This is a genomic window from Alginatibacterium sediminis, assembly GCF_003610775.1.
GTDB lineage: Bacteria > Pseudomonadota > Gammaproteobacteria > Enterobacterales > Celerinatantimonadaceae > Alginatibacterium > Alginatibacterium sediminis.
Map to the genome: position 1 here is coordinate 78,758 of NZ_RAQO01000002.1, position 24,408 is coordinate 103,165.

General features: G+C 44.8%; 24 protein-coding genes. 3 read left to right on the top strand and 21 right to left on the bottom strand.

The annotated features are described in order from the left end of the window. Positions 1-10 precede the first annotated feature (10 nt). From DBZ36_RS20755 to DBZ36_RS01680, 19 genes are all read right to left on the bottom strand, one after another. A complete protein-coding gene (locus DBZ36_RS20755) occupies positions 11-487 on the bottom strand; it encodes a prepilin-type N-terminal cleavage/methylation domain-containing protein (RefSeq protein ID WP_199711751.1) in 477 nt (158 codons plus the stop codon). 12 nt (positions 488-499) lie between these two features. After that, positions 500-1,108 (bottom strand): prepilin-type N-terminal cleavage/methylation domain-containing protein, encoded by a 609-nt coding sequence (locus DBZ36_RS01600; protein ID WP_120353177.1) that lies wholly within the window; start codon positions 1,106-1,108, stop codon positions 500-502. A 13-nt stretch (positions 1,109-1,121) separates the two neighbouring features. Further along, positions 1,122-1,604 (bottom strand): hypothetical protein, encoded by a 483-nt coding sequence (locus tag DBZ36_RS01605; RefSeq protein WP_120353178.1) that lies wholly within the window; start codon positions 1,602-1,604, stop codon positions 1,122-1,124. Beyond that, positions 1,601-2,821, bottom strand: a complete 1,221-nt coding sequence (locus DBZ36_RS01610) for a type II secretion system F family protein (protein ID WP_120353179.1) — start codon at positions 2,819-2,821, stop codon at positions 1,601-1,603. Before DBZ36_RS01610 ends, DBZ36_RS01605 begins: the two co-directional genes overlap by 4 nt. A 2-nt stretch (positions 2,822-2,823) precedes the next feature. Then, a complete protein-coding gene (locus DBZ36_RS01615; RefSeq protein ID WP_120353180.1) occupies positions 2,824-4,566 on the bottom strand; it encodes a GspE/PulE family protein in 1,743 nt (580 codons plus the stop codon). 1 nt (position 4,567) lies between these two features. Next, entirely contained in the window at positions 4,568-5,944 is a 1,377-nt protein-coding gene (locus DBZ36_RS01620; RefSeq protein ID WP_120353181.1) for a tetratricopeptide repeat protein, read from the bottom strand. After that, a complete protein-coding gene (locus DBZ36_RS01625) occupies positions 5,941-6,846 on the bottom strand; it encodes an ExeA family protein (protein ID WP_120353182.1) in 906 nt (301 codons plus the stop codon). The genes DBZ36_RS01620 and DBZ36_RS01625 overlap by 4 nt, the downstream gene beginning before the upstream one ends. Positions 6,847-6,854: 8 nt before the next feature. Then, positions 6,855-8,591: a pilus (MSHA type) biogenesis protein MshL gene (mshL, locus tag DBZ36_RS01630; RefSeq protein WP_199711752.1), complete on the bottom strand. Its 1,737-nt coding sequence runs from the start codon at positions 8,589-8,591 to the stop codon at positions 6,855-6,857. A 4-nt stretch (positions 8,592-8,595) separates the two neighbouring features. After that, positions 8,596-8,922: a hypothetical protein gene (locus tag DBZ36_RS01635; protein ID WP_147394982.1), complete on the bottom strand. Its 327-nt coding sequence runs from the start codon at positions 8,920-8,922 to the stop codon at positions 8,596-8,598. Further along, on the bottom strand, positions 8,915-9,565 hold the full coding sequence (gene gspM, locus DBZ36_RS01640; protein WP_120353184.1) for a type II secretion system protein GspM: 651 nt from the start codon (positions 9,563-9,565) through the stop codon (positions 8,915-8,917). Before gspM ends, DBZ36_RS01635 begins: the two co-directional genes overlap by 8 nt. Continuing rightward, positions 9,566-10,195 carry a PilN domain-containing protein gene (locus DBZ36_RS01645; protein WP_120353185.1) on the bottom strand — a complete coding sequence of 210 codons (630 nt, stop codon included), beginning with the start codon at positions 10,193-10,195 and terminating at the stop codon, positions 9,566-9,568. Between the two features lie 2 nt (positions 10,196-10,197). Beyond that, positions 10,198-11,097 carry a hypothetical protein gene (locus tag DBZ36_RS01650; RefSeq protein ID WP_120353186.1) on the bottom strand — a complete coding sequence of 300 codons (900 nt, stop codon included), beginning with the start codon at positions 11,095-11,097 and terminating at the stop codon, positions 10,198-10,200. 107 nt (positions 11,098-11,204) lie between these two features. Then, complete coding sequence (locus DBZ36_RS01655; RefSeq protein ID WP_120353187.1) at positions 11,205-13,100, bottom strand: EAL domain-containing protein; 1,896 nt, start codon at positions 13,098-13,100, stop codon at positions 11,205-11,207. Between the two features lie 291 nt (positions 13,101-13,391). Continuing rightward, complete coding sequence (gene ilvN, locus DBZ36_RS01660) at positions 13,392-13,886, bottom strand: acetolactate synthase small subunit (RefSeq protein ID WP_120353188.1); 495 nt, start codon at positions 13,884-13,886, stop codon at positions 13,392-13,394. After that, complete coding sequence (locus DBZ36_RS01665) at positions 13,886-15,604, bottom strand: acetolactate synthase 3 large subunit (protein ID WP_120353189.1); 1,719 nt, start codon at positions 15,602-15,604, stop codon at positions 13,886-13,888. The genes ilvN and DBZ36_RS01665 overlap by 1 nt, the downstream gene beginning before the upstream one ends. Positions 15,605-15,894: 290 nt before the next feature. Continuing rightward, complete coding sequence (locus DBZ36_RS20580) at positions 15,895-16,056, bottom strand: hypothetical protein (RefSeq protein WP_199711753.1); 162 nt, start codon at positions 16,054-16,056, stop codon at positions 15,895-15,897. 41 nt (positions 16,057-16,097) lie between these two features. Further along, a complete protein-coding gene (locus DBZ36_RS01670; RefSeq protein WP_199711754.1) occupies positions 16,098-17,216 on the bottom strand; it encodes an MJ1255/VC2487 family glycosyltransferase in 1,119 nt (372 codons plus the stop codon). Then, positions 17,213-17,704: a phosphatase PAP2 family protein gene (locus DBZ36_RS01675; protein ID WP_120353190.1), complete on the bottom strand. Its 492-nt coding sequence runs from the start codon at positions 17,702-17,704 to the stop codon at positions 17,213-17,215. The genes DBZ36_RS01670 and DBZ36_RS01675 overlap by 4 nt, the downstream gene beginning before the upstream one ends. A 130-nt stretch (positions 17,705-17,834) precedes the next feature. Then, positions 17,835-18,728, bottom strand: a complete 894-nt coding sequence (locus tag DBZ36_RS01680; protein ID WP_120353191.1) for a LysR family transcriptional regulator — start codon at positions 18,726-18,728, stop codon at positions 17,835-17,837. 109 nt (positions 18,729-18,837) lie between these two features. Between DBZ36_RS01680 and DBZ36_RS01685 the strand changes: the two genes are divergently transcribed. The 3 genes from DBZ36_RS01685 to DBZ36_RS01695 all read left to right on the top strand — a co-directional run bounded on the left by DBZ36_RS01685 (position 18,838) and on the right by DBZ36_RS01695 (position 22,667). Beyond that, entirely contained in the window at positions 18,838-20,049 is a 1,212-nt protein-coding gene (locus DBZ36_RS01685) for an MFS transporter (protein WP_120353192.1), read from the top strand. 88 nt (positions 20,050-20,137) lie between these two features. Beyond that, entirely contained in the window at positions 20,138-21,724 is a 1,587-nt protein-coding gene (gene leuA / locus DBZ36_RS01690; protein ID WP_120353193.1) for a 2-isopropylmalate synthase, read from the top strand. Next, entirely contained in the window at positions 21,696-22,667 is a 972-nt protein-coding gene (locus DBZ36_RS01695) for a hypothetical protein (RefSeq protein ID WP_147394983.1), read from the top strand. Before leuA ends, DBZ36_RS01695 begins: the two co-directional genes overlap by 29 nt. 2 nt (positions 22,668-22,669) lie before the next feature. Here the strand turns inward: DBZ36_RS01695 and DBZ36_RS01700 are convergent, their stop codons facing one another. After that, positions 22,670-22,954, bottom strand: coding sequence for a PilZ domain-containing protein (locus tag DBZ36_RS01700; RefSeq protein ID WP_120353195.1), 285 nt, complete (start codon positions 22,952-22,954; stop codon positions 22,670-22,672). A 20-nt stretch (positions 22,955-22,974) separates the two neighbouring features. Then, positions 22,975-24,345, bottom strand: coding sequence for a PhoH family protein (locus tag DBZ36_RS01705; RefSeq protein ID WP_120353196.1), 1,371 nt, complete (start codon positions 24,343-24,345; stop codon positions 22,975-22,977). Positions 24,346-24,408: the final 63 nt, after the last annotated feature.

The following is a 24,408-nucleotide window of genomic DNA, read 5'->3' on the forward strand; positions in this document are numbered from 1 at the left end:
ATTAGGCTAACTAACAGCCGTCTGAAACTATCGCTACCGTTGGCGACTCACCGTCACCAGTTGATTGGCTATATACCGCTTTACATGTTGAACCATTTGCGTAGCCCGCGGGACTAATTTCGTTGTCATTCACATACCAGTCGGCATCAGTTGCGGTAGCACTACTAGTAGCACTAATGTCTAACCAGTTGCCTAGGTCTGCTGCAAAGTTAGCAGAATCGGGATACCCACTAACAATGTTCACTGTTCCGGTACCTATAGCTACCGATGATGTGCCGGTTTCTTTGCCTGCAATTGCAGCTTTCGAATATACCAAGCTGGCACCGCCTTTAATTGCGCCTTCTAAACCTTGCAGTGTTGAAATTCGAGCATCTTTTTGTAGATTGATAAATTTAGGCGCCGCTGTAACCGCCAAAATGCCCAAAATAATGATCACAATGACCAACTCGATTAACGTAAAACCTTTAGCTTTTGAAATCGTGCCCATGTCGTTTCCTACTTAGTCGATAATATTTGTTAGTACACGCCCAGTACTAGGGGTGTATGTAAAATTGTGATACTTACTTGTGTCATTCGCTGCTGGAGGCACGTATGCGCCACTACCGTCTTTGTCCAGACCAACGACCTGATAAAAAATGCATTGTGGCGCGGTTTGTGCGTTAGCGCGCACCACATATTTGGCCTTAGCAATAACAGCGGCGTCACTGCTAGTTGTGGCAGGCGAAGGACTTTGGAAAATACTGTCCCAAACTTCTAAACATTGGGCAGCACTGATACTTAAGGCATCAGCATTCTGTGTTGACACTGAAACAGGATAACCGGGTGAATAGGCATTGGCAGTAGTCGGGGTGCCTAAGTAAATCGTATCCGTATCATATTGAACCGTGTTCTTTTCACTTGTTTGCGGACGGCCTTCGGCTTCCCACTGAGAGCGCACCAAAGTAACGGCCGTCGCAAATCCACCAGCGACACCTTCGAGACTTGCAACTTTGGCTTCATCCGTCACATCGAGGAAGCGTGGTAATGCAGTTGCCGCTAAAATACCTAAGATAATGATTACGATCACTAACTCGATAAGAGAAAAACCTTTTTGTTTTTGAGATTTCATTTTTTACCTATATCTAAAATTCGACGCGTCCATCGTCTTGCCACCAAACTCGACCAACGCTTGCGTCATAATAAAAAACCCATGCGTCAGAAAATCGATACTGACAACTTTTCTGTGATGGCACTTTATCCACCTGCGCCAATAAATTGTTAAACTCAATGTCACTACGGTCAAAAATGATTTGCCACAGCTGCGTGCAATCAGATTTACTTGAAACTATCGGCCAGCCCAAATCACTGAATGATAATGCCGACATACCCCCTTGAAAACTAAGGGCTAATTCTTTTGGTTTAGATTCATACAGCCATCGCCCACGCAACATACTGAGTTGATTAACCCAAGCATTTCGAGTCTCTGTGGCCAATTGTTGCTCAGCTTGCGGCCAAACCCCCATAACTGCTCGTAGCAACATAAGCACCATAAGCAAAATCAATACCACATAGGCCATAAATCGATTTAGCTTAAGTCCTTGCTCACTGACCTCATCTGAGGTCACCCCCTCACCGCTCGCATCATGTCCCACATTGGCGTAAAAATACCCAAGGCCAATATCAAAACCATGCCAGCCACAACCGCAATCAATATCGGTTCTATCCTAGCAGTCAATGTCTTAAGGTCGTAATCTACCTCGCGCTCATAAAAGTCGGCAACCTCATTGAGCAACTCTTCAATTTGACCTGTTTCTTCACCGACCGCTACCATTTGTAATACCAAGGGCGTAAACAGCTCACTACTCGTTGCAGTTCTCAGCAAGCTCTCACCACGTTCAATACCATGGCGCATTTCTACAATATGTTTAGCCATGTAGCTGTTATCAACAGCGCTTGCTACTAAAGACAAAGCTTGGTTGAGCGGCACACCAGCGGCGAGCATCATCGAAAAACTACGCGAAAAGCGGGCCAATAGCGCGCGCTCAATTACACTGCCCACAATAGGCATTTTAATTCGGAACCTATCCCACGTTAATCGGCCTTTCTCTTGGCGCAACCACCAATTAAATCCGATAAATGAAACCACGATAAGGATCAGCAATAAGGGCCAATAATGAACAAAGAAATTAGATGTACCAATTAAAATTCGAGTAGCTAGTGGTAGTTCAGCATTGAACCGGCCAAAGATATCAGCAAATTTAGGGATTACAAATATATTTAATATCACCAAAGCAGCAACAATAGATAAAACCACAAAGCTTGGGTAACGCATTGCGGTTTTAATCCGCTTTCGTGTATCCATTTCTAGCTCAAGGTATTGAGATAACTGCAGAAAAGATTGCTCTAATCGACCTGTATTTTCACCTACATGCACAATACTAACAAACAATTGGCTGAAAACTTTTGGGTGTTCAGCCATCGATGCAGACAAGGTCCGACCGCTACTTAAGCCTTCAAATATTTGATCTAAGGCCTTTTTAAGCCTCTCATTACTGGTTGATTCAGCCAAACCTCCCACCGCTCGCATAATCGGGATCCCGGCTTTTGCTAGTGAGTACATTTGTCGCGAAAACACCACCATTTCTTCGATGCTGACACGGCGTTGCAATAGTTCTTTGAAGTCGATATTACTTTCGGTTTTAGAACTGCCCATCGTGATAGATATAGGGATAAGATTGCGACGCACCAAGTTATCAGCAACTAGATTTTCGCTGCCCTGTTCCATTTCTCCGGACACCAGCTTTCCACTTTGGTCACGGGCGCTATAGCGATAAAGAGGCATAGCTAGTACTCACCTTTTCGGTCTAGCTGGGAACTCATATCTATTTCTTCAACTAACCGCAGTACTTCGCTAATACTAGTAATACCCTGCTTAGCATAATCCAACGCGACCAGAGACAGAGGTCTATACCCTGAGTTCTCTCGTGCCCGTACTGCAAAGGCATCAGGGTTATCTTGTCGCAAAGCTTCCATCATTGGTTCGTTGAGTTCGAGTAATTCAAATACACCAACTCGTCCTTTATAGCCGGTGTAATTGCAGCTTTGGCAGCCTTTACTCGAATAAAAATCACTACTATCCAAGCTTTCTAAAGCTAGGTGCTCTAACCAAACTTTTTGTTCCACATCAAGTGGATGCTCATGTTTACAGGTCTCACACAAACGCCTTATCAGCCGCTGGGCCAAAATAGCTCGTAATGAACTCGCCACTAAATAACCCGCAGCTCCCATATCCATTAATCGCAAGGCTGAAGTAATCGCGTCATTGGTGTGCAAGGTAGTTAAGACCAAGTGCCCAGTTAAAGCACCGCGCAGTCCAATCTCAACGGTTTCTTGGTCGCGCATTTCGCCTACTAGCAATATATCTGGATCTTGTCGAAGAGAGGTGCGCAATACTTGAGAAAAACCAAGACCAATTTTTGTATTCACTTGCACTTGGTTAACCCGAGGGATCCGATATTCCACAGGGTCCTCAACCGTAATGATTTTGGTTTGGGGCTTGTTCAGCTCGCTAAGTGCCGAGTACAAACTGGTCGTTTTACCACTACCCGTCGGTCCAGTAACCACAATCATGCCATGCGGTCGATGGATTTGTCGGCGAAAACGCTCGCGAATATCATCGGGCATACCGGTTTGTTCTAATGAGAGTAAACCAGCACTTTGGTCAAGCAAACGCATCACTACCGATTCTCCATTTTGAATCGGCATTGTCGACAGACGAATATCAATATTGTGGCCGCGTACAGTAATACTAAATCGCCCATCTTGCGGTAATCGTTTTTCCGAGATATCTAAACCAGCCATCAGCTTTAAGCGCAGCACCAAGGCTGAAGCAATTTGGACTTCGTTGAGTATGCTTTCTTGGAGTACTCCATCAACCCGTTGCCGGATCCGCAGTGCTTTTTGGTCAGGTTCAATATGAATATCCGAAGCGCCAACTTGTACTGCATCTTCAAAAACAGATTGCAGTAATTTAACCACGGTCGTGTCGCCGGTCGCATCTTCAGCGGTTGCCATACCTAAGTCAAAATCTTGGCCACTGCTATATTCTTCTTGCAGCTCTTGTGCAAAGTTTACGATTTCTTGGGTTCGACGATAAAAACGGTCAAAGGCGTCGACTAGTTGGGCATCGCGCACTACCGCGAACTCTATTGTCCGAGGTGCGAGCAAAGAGGCCAAGGTGTCCATCGCCGACAAGTCTGCTGGGTCGGACAAGGCTACGGTTAACTTGTCTCCATCGTCATGAACCACAATCGCGCGCAGTCGCCGCGCATGGACTTCACTCAGCTTTAGAACTGCATTTTGATCCACCGATACTTGACTTAAATCGATGAAAGCAAGCCCTAGCTGCTGAGACAAAAACTGTAGTAACTGTGTTTCTCCAATAAACTTAAGATCAATTAGAGCCGCACCTAGTTTGCTTCCCGTGTTTCGCTGCGAACTTAGCGCGCTACTAAGTTGTTGTTCGGTAATAACGTTTTCACTAACAAGTAAGTCGCCTAGGCGCATTCGTAAACGAGGTTGTGCCATGTTATTGCTCCAACTGCTGAATTCTAGATTCGAGGTAGGCCAAAGAGCTACTTGATAATTGACCCAATTCTACAGCGCGCTTGTAGTCGACAAGTGCTTGCGGGTAGTTGGCCAATTGGTCCTCTGCAATCCCAAGCCCCATCCACCAGCGTGAACGCAAAGGGTCAACGGCAATCAACTGCTTATAACTGGCTCTAGATTGTTGATAGTCTTTAGCTTGCTGTGCCAAACCTGCCAGCATTGCGTAGTAATCGATATTTGCACTAACCTCAGGTTGCTGGGTGCGGAGTAATTGATAGGCACTGCTGGTGTCTTTATTTTGAGTGTAGATCCGCGCCAACATTAAACGCAGTCCAGCCTCATTGGGATAGCGTTCCAAACCTTCTTGTAAGAGGCTTATGGCTTCAGCATTCTGCGATGCGCCGTAGTACAGGGCAGCAAGTTGCTCTCGCACTTGATGACGGGTGGGATCAAATTGCAATGCTTTGGCATACTCTCGGCGCGCGGATTCCAAATTGTTTTTATCTTTAGCAGCGATAGCGCGTCGGGTATGTAAGTCAGCTGATTGACTGGGCGTCAAATCAAGGGCTTTGATTTCAAGTTGGGCGCTACTTGAAGCTGCAATTTCCTTAGCTGTTGGCTTTGTTATCTCGACTTTTTTTGCCGGCGTTGACCGCTTGCTAGCGGACGTTTCTGAAGTTAGGACGGGTTCAGGCTCAGCCTTTCTAACCACTTCATTCTTCGTAGCTGTTTGCTTAGGAGAGCTATCTTTCAACGCTGGAACAACGATAGCTTGAGGAACAATTTCGGCCTCTTTACTAGCAGACGAATACGTTTGAGTCGAGGACGCGTTGTTGTCAGTCGTGCTACCGCTTGGTTTCGGTTCTTTATGTTGCTCTTGCGTATCGACGTTGGTTGCTGTTGAAGCTAAAGTGTCGGGCGCTTGGTTCAACTGTAACTCAGCCTTGGTATCAGCAACCGTTTCTGGAGTATTCGAAGATGGGCTGGCTAATAACACCGCCGAATTTGTTGGCGTCTTTGTCTCTTGTTTCGTATTGGTTTTACTTGGAACTGTGCTTGCCGCTGCTGCAGAAATATCGTCAGTAAAAGGTACAGCATTGGCGTTAGCCAGTAAGGAGACTTCCGAGCTTATTCCGGTAGTGGAACTTGAGTCTTGGGGCGCAACATCCGATGACGACTTCTGTTGTTGCCACCAATATGCGCCAGCGGCTGCCCACAAGGCTAAACACAGGACCAAAAGCAATGGTTTGGCACCTCTGTTTCGCGGCTTAGTGTTTGCAACTAATGGTACCATTTCAGAATCAATGCGGTCTTGGCGTTGCTCTAAGTCTTTGAGCATTTTATTTATTACGCTCATGCTAAGACCCCCTCATACAACAAACCTGCTCCCAAGCTCAGCAATAGAATCAAAGCTACTAACCACCACGCACTAATAGCCGAGCTTGATTGTGTATGGCAATCTTCAGTATCTGAAATTGCTAACTTGACCATTTGTTCACTAATTTGGCGTTTTCCTTGTCCGTAGCAAAGCATTAAGGACTTATGTGCGAGGATATTGAGTAGACGAGGAACTCCGCGGCTTGCCGCAATGAGCTCTAGCAAGGCCTTAGCAGAGAATAAAGGGACGCCTCGATAGCCACATAAATGCAATCGATGCTGCAGATAGCTCGCCGATTCGTCACGATCGAGTGCTCTTAATTTATATGAGAACGAAATTCGTTGACGTAACTGACGTAAATGCTCCGCTGATAAACGTTTATCCAGTTCAGGCTGAGCAAACAATACAATTTGTAGTAATTTGCTAGTTTGAGACTCAAGATTGCCCAGCAGGCGTATTGCTTCTAAGCTTTCATCACTTAACACTTGCGCTTCATCAATGACTAACACAACCCGAATCGATTGCTGTGCTTTTTGAATTAAACAGCGATGAATTCGGTCGATAAGCAAGGGGCATTGCTCATCCTGACCATGAATCTCAAGTTCTGCAGCTAGTGCAGGGTACAGCTCTTCGGCTTTTAAAGTAGGATTAGGTAAGTAAGCAAACTGGTAGCCCTCGCCCATTTCATTTAACAACTTTCGGCACAACAAGGTCTTGCCAGTACCAACTTCACCGGTAACTTTAATAAAACCTTCACCTTGCTCAAGCGCCACTCTCAAAACTTCAATTGCTTCTTGATGCGGTTGCAAAGCTTGGTATAAAGCAGTGTTCGGAGTTAAGGCGAACGGCGCTTGTATAAGTCCAAAGTGTTGTTGATACATTAAAACGCTTAGTCCTCTGGGTACCATTCACGCAAAATTTGCTGGGACCGTTCTAGTTCCTCTGACCAAGTACTTTTAGTCACTACGATGGGACGAATCATAATCACCAGCTCGGTTTTTGATACTTCATTAGAACGATTTGTAAACAGTTCTCCCAATCCGGGAATGGCTCCAATAAATGGAACACGGGAGACTAATTGAATACTCTTGGTTTGCATCAATCCTCCGATGACGACTACGTCTCCAGATTTCGCCTTAATTACCGTATCAGACTCACGAATATCACTTTTGGCCAGAGGTAATATCAAATTACTATCATTTCCAAAATTGATGGTTTTAGTTTCTTCTTTAACATCTGTGACTGAGGGGTGTACATGCAGCAAAACTTCATCACTGGCACTAATTTGCGGTGTTACATCCAAAGCAATACCAGAGAAAAAAGGCGTAAGTTCAACACTTGGGGTCACTACGGGATTGGTTCCGGTAACCGTTGTATTACTTACATCGGTTACAAAATATTGGTCAGTACCCACTTTAATCACAGCTTTCTGATTGTTACTTGCCGTTATTCGAGGACTAGACAGCACGTTCACGTCGCCTTGGGTTTCGAGCAGGCTTAATACGGCGGTAAAGTTACCATCGCTTACGGTAATGTTTGAACCACCACCTATGACCGTGCCAATTAAATTGCTAGCACCTACGCCAGCTCCGGGCAATAAGCTGTCACCAATGATTTGGGTTCCACCGGCACTGGCACTTAAGCCAGACCAGTCAATACCTTGTTGATAGCTATCACTCAGCGAGACTTCTATTATACGAGCCTCTAGCAGTACTTGACGTTGCAATTGATTTTCAGCACGTTCCAAATAATCTTTAATGATTCTGATTTCGTTTGGATAAGCACGTATGGTGACGAGACCTGATTGGGGGCTGACAACAACCATACGACCATCATCGGTAGTACTGCGCTGCGCTGCTTCGCCTGGGCGAATTTCATTTAAACCAATCATGCCACGCAAGTTGTTTTCAAGCTCAATCCAGTAATTGGTTTCAACCAAGGATTCAATTCGGGTCCCGTTATATGAGGAGCTATTCGATGAATTACCATTCGACGAGTTATTATTCGAATTTGACGAATTATTATTTGAGCTGTTATTTGAGTTGTAGTTACCGCTTGAGCTCGAATTGTTATTTTCGCTAGAGGTTATACCGCCGGAACTTATCGACGTGCGAGTATAACCATTACGTTGTAGCATCAAATAATTAAGCGGAAATGTTTCAACACGCAGCCCACTAGGGTAAACCTGTAGTACACGTCCTCGGAGTTGAATATCGTAGCCGTACATATCACGCACCACATCAACCGCTTCTTTAACGGTCACCTCTTTAAGGGATACCGAAATCTTACCGCTAACCTCGGGGTGAATTGCAGCACTAATGGGTGTACCTACGACTAAGGCTTTGAAAAATGCACCCGCATCAATATCACGAGCATTAACATCAAATCGGCGCTCCACAGGAGGAGCATTAGCGCCTAAGTTTAACTCTGGTAATAACTCAGACTGAACTTCTAGAGGGATCTGCGGCGCACTCGGAATTGCCGCTTCGGTCGCAACAGCCAAGCCTTCATCTATTGCGTTCTTGGACTCTGTTGGGTCAGGCCTATCGGGCTTAGGTAGATTTTGACAAGCCTGCAAAGCAAGCAACAGACCGCACATGAAAGTGAATTTAGTTATTTTTTTCATAATGTTACGGAACTACCTTGATAATCGATGGATTGCTCATTCGCAGAGTGTAATGCTTACCTGAGCGTGAAAGTGTTACATAGTCGGCTTTAAGAGAAACCAGTTTATAGCCCTTAATGCTGCCACCAAGCTGAATAAACTGTTGGTCAATCACAGCTCCAGGCTGAGATGAGTTGAAAAAGATCGCGTTTAATCGTGGAACCCTAGCTTTCTTAACAGCAACCTGAGTTTCGGTTTGGGCTTTTTCACTTGCACCTGGGGGTGCGGTTGGATCGCTAATTGCCCACGCTAACGGGGAACATAAGTACATTAGGATTAGTATTCTAGCCACTAACAAACTCCTTAGCTGAGCTCAGCGTATATAGCTCTATGACAAGTTGCGCATTTGGGTGCTCAATGATTTCGAATTCAAGGCTCCCCCAAAGGAAACGTTGTTCCTGTGATTCCAAGCGCTCCAAATAGCGTAAGAGAGAGAAATAATCTCCTTGCAGCTCTATTCGCAAACCATGTCGATAGAAACTTGATTGTGCCTGCTCAGATCCAGATTCCAATATTGGGCTTGGTTTTAGAGACTGCATTCGATTTAATTGTACGCCTTCACTATCTAGTAGCATGCTTTCCAAAACAGCAGCCATACGCTCAACCGGGATCAAGCCTAACTGTTGTTCATCCAGTCGAGCATCAATGCTCTCTTTGCGGACTAACAGTACTTGTAACTGCTCTCGTAGGGCAATATTAGGGTCTGTCTTCAAACTCTGAGCTAGCTCTAGGTTGCTCGCTTGGACAGCCCTAAGCTGCGATTCCAATTGTCCTTTATTCTTAACTTGTTGATCTTGTTCAAGTTGCTGTGGTTCCCAAAATAAAGTGTAATAAGGAAATCCAATCACCACCAAGCCTGCAAACAGAATCAGTATGCGCTCTCGTAGACTCAGTAAACTAAAACGTTTATTCAACTTATCCCAATGCGTTTTCATCTAGTTTAGCTCCTCGAATGTTGGAGCTACATTTAACTCGTCCAATTCAAGCTCACTTGAGAGTTGAAAGTGCAGTAGGTCAGTTTGCTCTTGGTCGCGTTCAATAAGCATCGAATGAAAACTTTTGTTCCCAAGGCTAGGATGCTGAGAAAAGCGTCCAATCCAACGCGGCACTATATCTGCTGAGAGAGTTAAGCCTCGAAGCTGTAATGCTTGTCCGCGAATATCAATCGCGTTTAGCCATAGCTGCGGTTCGTCTATATCGGCTAGTTCTTGCATAAGCTCAGAAAAACCGCCATTGGCAAAGCTGTTACCGCTTAATCGTTTGCTAAGCTCTTGTTTCAGGGCTAGGTCTGCGCTTAACTGCTCAACCTGTAATTCTAAGTCTGGGTCAATTCTGCGTTTAGCTACTTGAACTTGCAGCTCTTTTTGGATGCCCTGTTCGTTGGCTAAGTTTTCTCTCACGAGAAGCGTTTGCTGATCAAGTGATTTCGTCTCTAAACTATTAAGCCAAGTCATTGATACTAGTACGACTAAAAGCAATACCCAGAGCAAGACTGTTTGTCCTAAAGAAACCGGTTGAGTCTTGGGTTTAAATTCGTCTAGATACAGGTTAATCCGCGTTTTCATCACTATAGCTCCTCACGCAGACCGGCAATTGCGGCTAAACGACAAAACTTTTTGCTCTCAAGCTTATATGTAGAGCTGGCTTCGAGTTCATAACTCACGGATTTAACCGGGATAGAAAAGTTGTCTTGCAACCGAGTACAAATAGAATCTACATAGGCACTAGATATCGCAACTTCGATGTTGCTTACTGCAGACTGCTTAAGCGTCGAGCGCAGATAGTCAATTGAACGTTGTAATTCTAAGCTTAAGTTGTCAAACATTTCGTTATTAAACTCAATCTCTTGCATACTCGACAAATTAGAATAACCACGTAATTGCCTCTGAAACACAATATCAGTGTTACAAACAACCAAGATCTCCAACTCGCTATGCGCCGTTTGCCACAATAACAGCCTAGTTTTGTCATCTTTAGCGAGTAGATTCCCAAGCACTACGTTTTCACAACTAATCGCACTTAAACTTAACGATAACTCTTCAAACATAGCTACTAAGTTCACAACCAATGAGCGAAGAACAGCAACCACGTTAATACGTTGCGGCGTATTGTTTGCAGTCACACAGTGATAATAATCAAGTACATAAAAGCCGGGGTCCTCTGCCAGCATGTCTTTAACTGCCCAAGGTAATGCGCTACCCAGCTCCTCCTCGGGTACTTCTGGTTTTTCAATTTGAATCAATTGATAGTGTTCACTACTTAGAATAATGAGTACCGAGTGATTACTGAGGTCTGCGTCTTGAATAAGATCTTGGCAAGCAGGCTGCCAATCTTTCATCGAATTCACGCTCTGTTCTATGAGGTGCTCTTCGTCGGCTTTCTTATATGCCAACACCACCCGATCACTTTTTAAGTAAATAGCACAATGGGGTTTGCTGTTTTTACCACCGAGAAAAGGAAATTTCATTGAACGTTAGCTTCCCGCTTACTGTAATTATATGAGGCAACGCGTTAGTTTAAGCGACAACTAAGGCAAATGGGTATATTACTCGAAAAATTTTATAATTTTTTGAGCTAATCCATAGGTTTAGGCTTTCCAAACAAGAAACCTTGCCCCCACGACACTCCAAGACGTTTTAATACCCGCCATTCTTCTTCGCGCTCAACGGCAACTGCAACAACAGGAGCCCGTTGATTACAGCTAGCGACCAAGGAACTCACCGCTAGTCGATTAACTTGCCGCAATTGAATATCTCGGACCAAGCTTGGATGTAACTTAAGGTAGCTTAACTGCAACTCATTGATATAACGAGTACTAACTACCTTTTGCCCAGCTCTATCAACCGCAATTTGAATACCGTTTTTATTAAGAGCTCTCAGTCTTATCATTTGGGTGTCGTTGAGCTGAGCAATTTGATCTTCTTGCAGTTCAATAATCAGACGCTTACGCACTGCAGAAGAAGCTTTCATGCGCCAGCGTAACAACGCTCGCATGATTTCTGGCTCAATGAGTGAACTAGCTCGCAAGTTGATTGCTATTTGCTCACGTTTTTTGGTCGCTTGCTCAAGACCAACTTTTAAACTTAAACGATCCATAGGCAGGCTTAAGCCAGACTTATCAACCCAAGGAATGAAACTTCCAGCAGTCAGCTCGTTGCCATCGCTTTCAGTGATACGAGCTAACAACTCATAACAAACTGTTTTTGCATCTTGGTCGACTACTGCTTGCTTATAAAACTGTAAGGTTTCTTGTTCGAGAACACCTTGTAACATCGTTCTCCAACGAACAGAACCGCGGCCGGCGTTGGCAAGATCTAAACTTTGTTCTTCGATGTACCACGCATTGTTACCTTGCATTTGCGCAACGCGAACTGCTTCGTCGGCTCGATCCAGGATTCGACCTGGATGGTCGCCATAATGATAAGCGACAATACCTATGTAATAAAAGTCATCCTGCTCTGCCTTCTCCGGCAAAGGGATACGTTCAAGCTGACGCAATAACGATGAAGCCACTGATTCTGCGTCTTTAGCGTTGGTATTGCTGAGCAAAATTGCAAAAGTATCACCACTTAGACGCGCTAAACTTGCATCGATATAGCGTTCGCTGTGTTTACGCATCATATTAGCAACTTGCTGAAGTACCACATCGCCTTGACTACGCGCATGCTCGTAATTAATGTCATCCATACCCTTAAGGTAAATCAACAGAACAGCTCCAGAATTAATATCTGTATCGCGGATTTCGGCTTCAAGTTGATTATAGAAATGGGTTCGATTTGAGAGCTGAGTTAACTCATCGATAAAGGCATTGTGACGTATGAGTCTATCGAAGCGGCTACGCTCCAAACTATAGTCCTGAATTTGTAACAATAAGCGGTCGAACGCCTTGGAAGCCGCATTAGGCCATTCTCGAGGGTCACCTTGTCGCACACTGCTGCTATATCCAGCTAATATTTTGTTTCCGCGCGCCTGTAGTAATTCTGCGCCACGTAGCTGCTTGCGCAGCCAAACAATACTCGCCCACATCCCCAAGGTGATAATAATCAGACCCATTGCAATCCCCCACATTGCCTGCCAGTCGTATCGAAGTAGGCGAAACGGTTTTTCGACCCTTATCTTTAAATTGAAACCAGGGTGCTTTGGCATTGGATAGCTATAGTCCACGAGTACAGATTCTAATCCTTTGTAATCTAGATTACGGAACGAGTACAAGGACCCGCCGGAGTTAGCGACATCAAGTCGGATAATATCGTGAGCCCGCAGCCAATTAGGAAGCCACTGAGCAAATGCTGGTGTATCAGGTTGGAGGTCCAGCTGCTCATCAAGTAATGAAACAACCGTCGAGAGTTTATGTTGTTGCTGGTTATAGGTGAGCTGGCGAAAGGTCAAAGCTCCGCCAAGTAAGACCAAGCACACGGCAATGATCACACAAGAGGAAATAAACAAAATGACCTGATTGGAAAACCTCAAGTTAGGCTAATCCTTTAGCTAAAACTACAAAAATAAGTATGGGCTAAAAATCCCTCGCGAACATTTAAAACGTCAAGAACATAAGACCAATCCTTTGGTTCTCTTAACATTCTAACTGCTATTAACATTAATACCAATCGCGCAGATAAGTTCTAGCGTTTGAGCCAGCTATACAGACAGCATTAATAGCTTGTTGAATGCTTTTGCGTACTAGCGTTGCGATTATTTTCGTCATTTGTAAACAAAAAAAACCAGGTCTATGACCTGGCTCTATTTATAAGATTTGGCTAACTATGCCCTAAGGGTTCGTTCACCACGGCTTACGCCACAGACGCCACTTCGAACAACTTCTAATATTTCTGTACTTTGCTGTACGGTACTAATAAATGCATCGAGCTTTGCACTATCACCGCTGAGCTGTACCACATAGGTGTGCGCACTAACATCAACAACTTGTCCTCGAAAAATCTCAGAACAACGCATTACTTCTTCACGTTGAGAACCTGAGGCGCGAACCTTAACCAACATGATTTCACGCTCAACATGCGCCGCCTCAGTAAGTTCCGAAACTTTCAATACATCAACCAGTTTGTTTAACTGCTTAATGATCTGTTCAATAACACGATCATCACCATAGGAGGTAATTGTCATTCGAGAAAGCGTCGGATCTTCGGTAGCCGATACAGTAAGAGTTTCAATGTTAAACCCACGCTGGGAAAATAAGCCAGTGACCCTGGACAATGCTCCCGATTCGTTTTCGAGTAGTACTGATATGATCCGTCGCATTAGGTACGCTCCGTTTTACTTAACCACATGTCTTTCATCGACTCAGTTTTAATATGCATTGGATAAACATGTTCTTCGGGGTCAACTAGTATGTCCATAAACACCAAGCGGTCTTTCATCGAAAATGCTTTCTCCATTGCTGCATCAAGTTGATCTGGATGTTCGACAGCAATCCCGACATGTCCGTAAGCTTCGGCAAGTTTTACAAAGTCAGGTACCGAGTCCATGTAAGAATGGGACTGTCTGCCTCCGTAGAACATTTTTTGCCATTGCTTAACCATACCCAGCGATCGGTTGTTCAACGAAACGATCACTAGCGGGATATTGTATTGTAAACAAGTCGATAACTCTTGGATGTTCATTTGAATTGAACCATCACCAGTTACACAGGCAACTTGTGCATCAGGATGCGCAAGACGCACTCCCATCGCAGCTGGGAATCCAAAGCCCATTGTTCCAAGACCACCGGAGTTAATCCAACGGCGCGGCTTATCGAAGGGATAGTAAAGCGCGGCAAACATTTGATGTTGCCCAACGTCAGACGTAACAAATGCATCACCACCAGTCACGCGATACATAGACTCGATCACTTGTTGCGGTTTAATCTGCGTTTCACTGCGTGCATAGTCGAGGCATTTACGCTCTCGCCAAGCAGAAATTTGTTGCCACCAATTATCAAGCTCAACTTGCTGTGCTTGTGCACTACTTTCTTCGATAAAAGCTAACATTTGACGCAGCACTGAACTCACATCCCCAACAATAGGGATGTCCGCTTGTATGGTTTTTGAAATCGAGGTTGGATCGATATCAATGTGCATGACCGTAGCGTTAGGACAAAACTTGGCAATATTATTAGTAACGCGATCATCAAATCTCGCCCCTACAGCGAAAATAAGATCGGCATTATGCATCGCCATATTCGCTTGATAAGTACCATGCATACCTAACATGCCTAAGCTTCGAGCGTCAGTACTTGGGAAAGCGCCTAGACCCATCAATGTACAGGTTACCGGTAGATTGTATTGTGCGACTAAATCGGCGATTAAGGTATCGGCATCTGATGTAATCGCTCCCCCACCAACGTACAGTACAGGACGTTCGGCACTAGTAAGTGCTTTAACCGCTTTCTTAATCTGTCCTTTATGACCAGTCAGGGTCGGATGGTAAGAACGCATCTCAACCGACTCTGGGTATTCGTAAGGAAACTTCAGTAAAGGATTTTGAGTATCTTTAGGTAAATCAATGACTACCGGGCCTGGTCGCCCCGTTGAAGCGATGTAATAGGCTTTTTTGATAGCAAGCGGGATCTCAGAAGCGGTTTTACATAGAAAACTATGTTTCACGACCGGACGAGAAACCCCAATCATGTCAGTTTCTTGAAACGCATCTTGTCCAATCAAGCCGGTTGGGACTTGTCCAGATAAAACCACCAAGGGAATGGAGTCCATATATGCTGTGGCAATACCAGTAATGGTATTGGTCGCTCCGGGCCCAGATGTAACCAACACTGTGCCAACTTCACCAGTTGATCGGGCATAGCCATCCGCCATATGCACGGCGGCTTGTTCGTGACGAACTAGGATATGCTCGATATCGCTGTTGTCAAAGAGTGCGTCATAAATGTCTAATACAGACCCGCCGGGATATCCAAAGATATGTTTTACCCCTTGGTCTTGCAGGCTGCGAACGACCATTTCGGCGCCGGATAACTTCTCCATTGTTAAGCCTCCAGGCTTTCTTCTTATAGTGCAATCTAACGCTCGAGAAGAGTCGATAAAAAGCAGTTTTTATGTTGTGTGCAAATTCTCAAGCCTATAAACGCAATGAGCTTTGCCTGAAGTTAAACTTTACCGTGGAAAGATAGTCTACGTCTACGCTTAAATGGCAATAAAAACTCAAAAAGTCGAGAGCGCGGCAAGTCTTAGGAATAGCTTTAGAATGGTATTGCGTAGAATGGGTTTGAATTAGCAGTACTCACCAAGGCCGGCAAGTACTGCTGACTCATGACTTAGTTTTGAGACAATACACCATGCTCTTCGGTCAGCCAGATTTGCTGCTCAGGATCGTTTTCTTCACTTAATGAAATACTAACCCCCATGTCATACAACTCGGCTAAAGTCATATCATTCGCGATTTCGATTTGCTCGTTGTTCTCGTTGATAAAGCGCATTCGTTTTCCTTTCTTAGCCCACAAAAGCTCAGAGCAATGCCTTAGCTTGCCCGCTTCAACTTCAGTTTAGACCATAGTGGAGTTTCTGCTGGTCGGCTTTGATCCAATTCCGCGATACGAAGCATCACTGAGCTGGGATAACTGACCTGAGACCACAGCTGCTGGCGCAAGTCACTCCAATCATCCCACTTTCCAGCTTGTATCCAATCGGCGATCGCATTAGCCACATTTGGAAACACCACCGACTCTTGCAGGTCTTCATGTAACCAATTGGCAAGATGTTGAGTATTGAGTTGCTCACAGACACTCGCTAAACCTAGGTTAAGTAAAGTTGCGGCATTGCTTTGCTGCTCAAACTGACCTTGAAGCGGTTTAACTAATAACTTCTTGCCGCTTGCCATCGCTTCCGAGGGTAGTTCGAAGCCTGAATTACAAAATACACCGCTACACTGCGCCAAAGCCAACGGAAATCTTTCACGGCAAATAGGTTCAAGGTCAATATTGCCGATTCGTTGAACTTGTTTTATTTGGGGATGGAAGCACCGAAAACGAGTATGGCTGAAACGTTTTAGCAGCCGTGTTATTTGGCTTAGATCTTCAAAAGGAAGGTACACCAGATAGAAGTTTTGAGTCTGTTCAATAAGACTATGGGCTATGATTGGAGGCAGTATTTCCTGATCAAAATGATACCAATGTAATCCCATGAGTTGCTTACATGGCGCAAAATTCTTAACAAGACTTCGACGTAGTGGGTTCATATGCGCATTCGGGATCGACTTTAACAACGCAGCTTGGTGTGAAATAGCAATACTTGGTAGTCCTGCCTGTTTTGCTACCCAGGCAGATAAAGGCTCAAAGTCGTTGATCAGTAAGTCGTAGCGTTCCAAATTGAGCGACTGACTATCTTTTATCCATTGCTGAAGACGAAAATCTTGAGCTGTACGCCAGCTACTAACTTTACCGGCATGACTTGCGAAACTTAAGCCACGTTTAAAATCGAAGTCCCCAAACTCTTCAATGATCGGTTTGCATCCACGCCGACCGGTCATCAGCACATCGACTTCTATATTAAGTTCCTTTAAGGCTTTAACTAATAACCTTGCACGGGTTATGTGTCCATTTCCAGTGCCTTGTACCCCATATAAAACGCGCATACTCATACCACCATCCAGACGACGCAAAGACCCAGCAACGCGCCAGCTATTACATCACTAATAAAATGCACCCCAAGTAAGACTCGAGAACAAGCAATCAAACTTGAGCATGTAAATGCAAGCACACTAAACGCAGGAAAAACTTCATCCACACAGGCGGCCATTACGAATGCGCCAGCACTATGTCCCGAAGGAAAACTAAAACGGTCACTGGGCTTAATGAATACCGGGAGTTGTTTAGGGCGGTCACGTCGAAAGAGTTGCTTGAGACTCAAATAAAGACCAAGCTCAACAACAAATGACTTGCTTGCTAAGACTATGAATTCCACGCCTCGATCGGCGTAGCAATAAGTAAGTACGACAAGCAATACGTATAGATAGCCATCGCCAGCATGAGAGATCCACTTTGAAACGTATGCAACATGCCGATTAAATCGATGCTGCAGGCAACGGGCTGAAAACGCGTAATCCAAATTCACAATCAAGTCCCGCATAGCGATGCTCCGAGTACACTAAATTAGGTCTATGGTTTAAGAGTGAAGCTTGAAGTTGACGCTTATATGACAGTTATAGGAACAATAGATGAAGGGAGAAAATGCAAAAATATTACGCGTTGAGGTTAAATTATAAGCTCGTATCCCCCCTACTATTCATATACTCATTCACAAAATCAATAAAACAACGTTCAGCGATAGACAAGTAACCCTCTTTGCGCCAAGCCAAAGCTAAATCTAAATGCACCGCCGGGTTAAAAGGAACCCCAACTACCGAGTCTTCATTTTGGGTCACAATTTCGAGCAAGGCTGTCGTGGCAAAGTTCTGACCCACTATTTTAAGGATCATGGTCAATAGATTAGTTTCAAATGCGAAACGAGCGCTTAAATTGTGCGCCTCGCAAGCGGCGTCGATAAAATCCCGATGAAAATAGCCCGGCTTAAACATCACCAAATCATTTTCAAAGAACTGCTCAAAATTGACAAGGGCTTGCTTAGCTAATGGATGCTGTGGGCTAAACACTGCAACCATCTGTGAACTAAGCAACAATTGTGTTTCTAAAGCTGGGGGCACGTTCTGGTTAAGAATAACCCCTACATCAAGCTCCGCACTAAGCAGCATTTCGCGAATCGATTGGGTACCAGCATCTACGACAGTTAGCTTTAATTTTGGGTAGCGTTGTTTAAAGGCCATAATTATATCTGGAAAAAAGTATGACCCCATCATGCTTGGAGTACCCAGCCGCACCTCACCCTTAACCAGGCCTTTAAGCTCCGACATGGCTAGTTGAGCATCTTCCAGTTGTTGCACAATATTTGCTGCGTAACTAAACAGCACTTTTCCTTCATCGCTAAGGATTACGTTTCGGTCGTGACGCAAAAACAGCTTTACCCCAAGTTGCCGTTCGAGGTTTTTTATCGAGATGCTTAAAGCAGGCTGTGCAATACTCTGCTCACGCGCAGCTAAAGTGAAACTAGCGTGGCGTTGTACTGCGAGAAAATGCTGGAGTTGTTTTAGAGTCATTACGTAGCTATATAAATTTTATATAGAACCCATAATAACAATATATTTTTTCTATACAATCAAGCTTGCTAAACTGCTCATATCTAGTTCAGAAATAGCCGCAAATAGAATGCCAAGCGACGACTCTCACCGCAGCCTTAGAATTACCATTGCTCTTTGCCTTGGCTCATTTATTGTGTTTTGTAATCTGTACAGTGTGCAAGCCATTTTGCCCCAGTTGTCGTTCCACTTTGAAATTAGTGAAACCAAAGTTAATTGGCTATTTGCCGCAACCACGCTTGGTTTATCTGTGAGCCTCGTCCCATGGGCGGTTTATTCCGATAAATGCGGTAGAAAGCCAATTATCATAAGCAGCCTATTCTTAATCCCAGCCACTAGTTTTGTTATGCTTTTTTGCACTAGTTTCGAAAGCCTAGTCTTAGTTCGTGGCCTGTTGGGGATCGCCCTAGCTGCTTTTGCGGGGGTGGCAGTTGCTTATCTTGTTGAAGAGCTTTCAAGTCCCAGGTTTGCAAGCGCGATGGGGTTTTACATTGCGGCCAATTCTCTAGGAGGAATAAGCGGCCGCGTGCTTGGAGGCGTGATTAATCAACATCTCGGTTGGCAGGCTACAATCATCACTCTAGTTTCGCTAAGTTTAGTCGGAGCAATCGCTGTATATTTGCTACTCCCCAATCAACACAACTTTAAAGCCCAGGGGATTAGCTTGCAGCACCTCAATCGAGGTGTGCGCTACCACATTAACGACAACACAGTCTGGTTTGGTATGTTAATTGGAGGCCTAAATTTCGCCCTCTTTGTCAACCTGTACTCTGTCGTGGTCTTTCGTCTCGCGCACGCGCCGTTCAATTTAGACTCCTCCATCAGCTCACTATTTTTTTTGTGTTACCTCGCCGGCACTCTAAGCTCTTCATACAGCGGTTATTGGTCCAAACACCGCAGCCCAGTTCTAGGGATGATGCTCGGGGGGACATTCGGACTACTAGGAATGCTGACCGCGAGTTCTTCAAGTATATTGATGATTGTAGCCGGACTATTGCTGATAAGCTTTGGAGGCTTTTTCACCCATTCCTTAGCCTATGCATGGGTAAACCAGCAAGCTAAACAACAAAAAACCAGTGCTGGAGCTCTCTATTTAGTTCACTACTATGTCGGTGGCAGTTTAGGCGGCTTTGTTCTGCTGTTTTGTTGGCAACAGTATCACTGGCAAGGAGTTATCATTGGTGGGAGTTGTATGTACGCTTTGTTGTTTACTTTGGCTTGGAAGTTACACCTGAGAGAGAATTCTCAGGCAAATACTAAACTTGCTAAGCCTCTAACTTAATCGTACTGATTAATCCCTCGCTCAGTACTTGCACGACCATTTATTACAGCGTAACTTTACCCGATAGTTTTGGTGAAGGGACATACTCATGAACAATCAAGTAATTATATTTGATACAACCTTGCGCGATGGCGAACAAGCCTTAGCTGCAAGCTTGACCGTAAAAGAAAAACTACAAATCGCATTCGCATTGGAGCGACTTGGCGTTGATGTCATGGAAGTTGGTTTTCCTATTTCTTCGCCCGGTGATTTTGAGTCGGTTCAAACCATTGCCAAGCATGTAAAAAACTCAAGAGTTTGCGCACTCTCTCGAGCGTTGAAAAAAGACATTGATGTCGCGGCGCAGGCACTCCAAGTGGCTGAAGCCTTCCGGATCCATACCTTTATATCCACGTCGACAGTCCACGTTGAAAGCAAGTTAAAGCGTAGCTTCGATGACGTTTTGGAGATGGCTGTCGGAGCGGTAAAACATGCCCGTAACCTAAGCGAGGATGTAGAGTTTTCTTGTGAAGATGCCGGGCGTACGCCAATCGATAACCTCTGCCGTATGGTTGAAGCGACAATAAAAGCTGGCGCGCGCACGATCAACATTCCTGATACCGTGGGTTACACCTACCCTACTGAGTTTGGTTCAATTATCCGCCAGTTGTATGAGCGGGTTCCAAATATTGACCAAGCGGTGATATCTGTGCATTGCCACGATGATTTGGGCTTGTCGGTTGCCAATTCAATTGCAGCTGTTGAGCAAGGCGCTCGCCAAATTGAATGTACCCTTAACGGTATTGGTGAGCGCGCTGGTAATTGCTCTTTAGAAGAAGTTGCAATGATCTTACAAACACGCGGCCGAGACTTAGGTGGCGTATTCACAAATATTAAAGCCAACGAGATATCAAGAAGTAGTCAGTTGGTCAGCCACTTGTGCAATATGCCGGTACAGAGCAATAAAGCTATCGTCGGTGCAAATGCTTTTTCCCACTCCTCGGGTATCCACCAAGACGGAATGCTTAAAAATAAGAACACTTACGAAATCATGACACCAGAGAGTGTTGGTCTAAATAAAAACAGTCTTAATTTAACCTCTCGTTCCGGTCGCCACGTGATAAAACACCGAATGCAGGAGCTTGGTTATGCCGAGCATGAATATAACTTGGACGAGCTATATGAAAGCTTTCTTCAGCTAGCGGATCGTAAAGGGCAAGTCTTCGATTATGACCTCGAAGCTTTAGTCTTTTTTAATAATCAGAACCAAGGCTTAGATCATTTCAAGCTGGAGTATCTAAGCGCGCAAAGTGGCTCCGATGTTTTATCCACAGCGACCGTAAAACTTGTCGTCGGAGACGAATCCTTTGTCGATGCTGCAACCGGGAATGGGCCTATCGATGCCGCCTATCGTTGTTTATCAAAACTCAGCGGTTATCAAATCGAAATTGATGATTACACCATCGAGGCCGCCGGTGGTGGCAGTACCGTAGCAAGTAAAGCGGATATCAAAGACGCATTAGGCAAGGCCGATATCGTGGCAAGCTATCAAGGCCGTCGTTATCACGGCATGGGTTTAGCCACAGATATCGTCGAGGCATCAGCCAAAGCTTTTGTTCATGTCTTAAATCATATCTACCGCGCCCAGCGCGTTGCAGAAATAAAGCATGAACAACAAGACCAGCAGTCAGCGTAGGTACTTGTCTCTGCTAGCGAGTGTGTTATTGCCCCTCGCTAGCAGCCTTGTTGCTACAAGTACACAGGCACAGCAATTACGTTTTGTCCGCAGTACAACTGATTTCGAGATTGTTTGGATTGATCAAGAGCAACAGCGACAATCAATTGCATTTGAGCTAGCAGGCTATCCAAAACAGTTAAGTCAATTCAGTGCCTACAAAACTGAAAACCTAAATAACTTTTTGCTACGCGAACTGCGAAAATCCCCTGCGGCAGCTTCAAACCAACAGCAGCAAGTAACTCTTACTATTAAAAACAACCGCTTAAACTACAGTATTCAGGCAAAAGATAATCAAGAAGTCTCACAAATTTATAGCGAACTTCGGGCACTTGAAAACGATCTGTTCCAACAGTATTTGGATATCAACTACTGGAAAGTGGAGACCAGCGTTAGTGGTTCTGCCATCATTTTACCCGACTATCAACGCCTGATAAGCGATAGCTCGCCCTTTATGCAGAGTATTGGCACTGCCATTGTTGATAAGTTCCCTAAAACTCAGAATGGAGTTGTAACTCGCGATATTGTTGAGTTTGTGCTGAATTTTGTGCAGAACATACCCTATGAGCACTTGAGCCCTGTCCAACGCGGTGCTGGTTACTTGAGCCCAATCCAAACCTTACGTAACAATTTAGGTGATTGTGATAGCAAGAGCGCCTTGATGGCTAGCATTATGCGCTATGTGTTCCCACGCTTAGGAATTCGCATGATTTATACCAAAGACCATGCTTTGCTCGCTTTCACGCTAGCGGCAGTTGGCGAGGATGAAACCATCAATGAAGATGGACGACAACTAGTGCTTGCTGAACCGACAGGTCCAGCGGCCTTAGACTTTGGGCAGTTGGCGGCAAGCACCCGCTCTCAAATTGAATCGGGCGCTTATGTGTCGATTAGCATTCCCTAAGCTTAATAAAGTTGAATAAATTCCAAAGCGATATTGTAATCGCGCTCTTGATCCACGCGAATCACACGAGCTTCGGCACGAAGAGGGCTTACCGGCCCTCCGGCCTCACCAAGTGAAACAGCAACGACATCGTCGACCAACACACCATTTTCGCTAGTTGAAATGCTCATTCCAGTGGCACTAAGATCTTTGCACTGACCTTGAATATTACCCGACAGTGTTTTTATAAAGACTGGCGCGTCGACCGCCATGCGCTGGAAAGCTCGCTTCTCTTCTTCTCTTAACATAGTTTCACTTAGTCCTTAAACTATAAGTTGGCCTCAGCAAAAGAGGCCAATCGACTTCGGACGACCCCGTTTAGATAAACATTAGCACTGCCATCAAAATCCTTAAACCTTTCTACGATATATGTGAGGCCTGACGTGACAGCGGTTAGATAATTACTATCTATTTGACTTAAATTTCCACAACAAACTAGTTTAGTACCCTCGCCACAGCGAGTGATGATGGTTTTAAGTTGACTCGAAGTTAAGTTCTGGCATTCGTCCAAAAAGACTAAGGAATGCTGAATCGATCGTCCACGCATAAAGTTTACCGATTTAAACTGGATGTTAGCTTTTTCCATGATGTAAGCCATTGAGCTTTGCATACTTTCGTCATGTTTATGCAGCACCTCTAAGGTATCGGTAATTGCAGCTAACCAAGGCGCCATTTTTTCTTCTTCTGTGCCCGGAAGAAAGCCAATTGATTCTGCGATCTCAGGGGTATTACGTGTCACAATAATTTTGTCATAAATGCCTTTCTCAACGACCATTTCTAAAGCTGCGGCCATCGCTAATAGGGTTTTACCACTACCCGCCGGCCCGTTGAGAATCACTAAATCTATATTGGGATCTAGGAGAGCGTCAAAAGCCATGCCTTGATAGATATTTTTAGGCCGCACCCCCCAAGCATGACGAGACATCAGTTTCTCGTAGCCAAGGTCTAGTATTTGTAGCTCTTTTTCATTGTGAGCCACAACCCGTGCAGCAAAGCTCTGCGTATCATCAACGATGTATTGGTTGATATGAGCAGACTCAATAATGCCGTTAGGGATTGTATGCAAGGTTTCACGCCCTTGAGTTTCACTTTTACAGTCTTTGACACGTCCCCAAAAACTGCCTTCAAGCTCATAAAAGCCCTTTGCCAACAAACTAATATCATCAATAAGCTGGTCAGTTCTATAGTCTTCCACATGCTGCATACCAGCGCCTTTGGCTTTAAGGCGCATATTTATATCTTTGGTAACCAGAGCAACTTTACGCTGTGGATTGAGTGCCTGTAGGTGCAGGGCACCATTGATGATCCGATTATCTGGTTCATCGCTGCTAAAGCTTTGATTAGCTTTTGCTAGTTCTTGCTCCGTTTGTATGGAGATCCGTCCGCTAGCGCCTTCTTGCCCATTACGCCGCAACGCAACGCCTTTAATGATTTGTTCCGGGCTTGCATCTTTAAATACGTCTTCTAGTGATCTTATCGCCACGCGGGCATCACGGGCTACGTCTTTCTGGCGGTCTTTAATACGGTCGAGCTCTTCGAGTACCGTCATTGGAATAACGACGTCGTGTTCTTGAAAGGAATAAATGGCGAGAGGTTCGTGTAGTAGTACATTGGTATCGAGAATAAACAGCGTAGACATTGATGTTTCCAAAGTGGCCTCCAAGCCAGTGGCATTTCAACGTTTGCTATTTCACTAGACCAA

Bases quoted from the DNA above. Each gene is read 5' to 3' on its own strand.
- DBZ36_RS20755 (WP_199711751.1), bottom strand. From the start codon at position 487: ATGGGCACGATTTCAAAAGCTAAAGGTTTTACGTTAATCGAGTTGGTC.
- DBZ36_RS01600 (WP_120353177.1), bottom strand. From the start codon at position 1,108: ATGAAATCTCAAAAACAAAAAGGTTTTTCTCTTATCGAGTTAGTGATC.
- DBZ36_RS01610 (WP_120353179.1), bottom strand. From the start codon at position 2,821: ATGCCTCTTTATCGCTATAGCGCCCGTGACCAAAGTGGAAAGCTGGTG.
- DBZ36_RS01615 (WP_120353180.1), bottom strand. From the start codon at position 4,566: ATGGCACAACCTCGTTTACGAATGCGCCTAGGCGACTTACTTGTTAGT.
- DBZ36_RS01620 (WP_120353181.1), bottom strand. From the start codon at position 5,944: ATGAGCGTAATAAATAAAATGCTCAAAGACTTAGAGCAACGCCAAGAC.
- DBZ36_RS01625 (WP_120353182.1), bottom strand. From the start codon at position 6,846: ATGTATCAACAACACTTTGGACTTATACAAGCGCCGTTCGCCTTAACT.
- mshL (WP_199711752.1), bottom strand. From the start codon at position 8,591: ATGAAAAAAATAACTAAATTCACTTTCATGTGCGGTCTGTTGCTTGCT.
- gspM (WP_120353184.1), bottom strand. From the start codon at position 9,565: ATGAAAACGCATTGGGATAAGTTGAATAAACGTTTTAGTTTACTGAGT.
- DBZ36_RS01645 (WP_120353185.1), bottom strand. From the start codon at position 10,195: ATGAAAACGCGGATTAACCTGTATCTAGACGAATTTAAACCCAAGACT.
- DBZ36_RS01650 (WP_120353186.1), bottom strand. From the start codon at position 11,097: ATGAAATTTCCTTTTCTCGGTGGTAAAAACAGCAAACCCCATTGTGCT.
- ilvN (WP_120353188.1), bottom strand. From the start codon at position 13,886: ATGCGACGGATCATATCAGTACTACTCGAAAACGAATCGGGAGCATTG.
- DBZ36_RS01665 (WP_120353189.1), bottom strand. From the start codon at position 15,604: ATGGAGAAGTTATCCGGCGCCGAAATGGTCGTTCGCAGCCTGCAAGAC.
- DBZ36_RS20580 (WP_199711753.1), bottom strand. From the start codon at position 16,056: ATGCGCTTTATCAACGAGAACAACGAGCAAATCGAAATCGCGAATGAT.
- DBZ36_RS01670 (WP_199711754.1), bottom strand. From the start codon at position 17,216: ATGAGTATGCGCGTTTTATATGGGGTACAAGGCACTGGAAATGGACAC.
- DBZ36_RS01675 (WP_120353190.1), bottom strand. From the start codon at position 17,704: ATGCGGGACTTGATTGTGAATTTGGATTACGCGTTTTCAGCCCGTTGC.
- DBZ36_RS01680 (WP_120353191.1), bottom strand. From the start codon at position 18,728: ATGACTCTAAAACAACTCCAGCATTTTCTCGCAGTACAACGCCACGCT.
- DBZ36_RS01685 (WP_120353192.1), top strand. From the start codon at position 18,838: ATGCCAAGCGACGACTCTCACCGCAGCCTTAGAATTACCATTGCTCTT.
- leuA (WP_120353193.1), top strand. From the start codon at position 20,138: ATGAACAATCAAGTAATTATATTTGATACAACCTTGCGCGATGGCGAA.
- DBZ36_RS01695 (WP_147394983.1), top strand. From the start codon at position 21,696: ATGAACAACAAGACCAGCAGTCAGCGTAGGTACTTGTCTCTGCTAGCG.
- DBZ36_RS01700 (WP_120353195.1), bottom strand. From the start codon at position 22,954: ATGTTAAGAGAAGAAGAGAAGCGAGCTTTCCAGCGCATGGCGGTCGAC.
- DBZ36_RS01705 (WP_120353196.1), bottom strand. From the start codon at position 24,345: ATGTCTACGCTGTTTATTCTCGATACCAATGTACTACTACACGAACCT.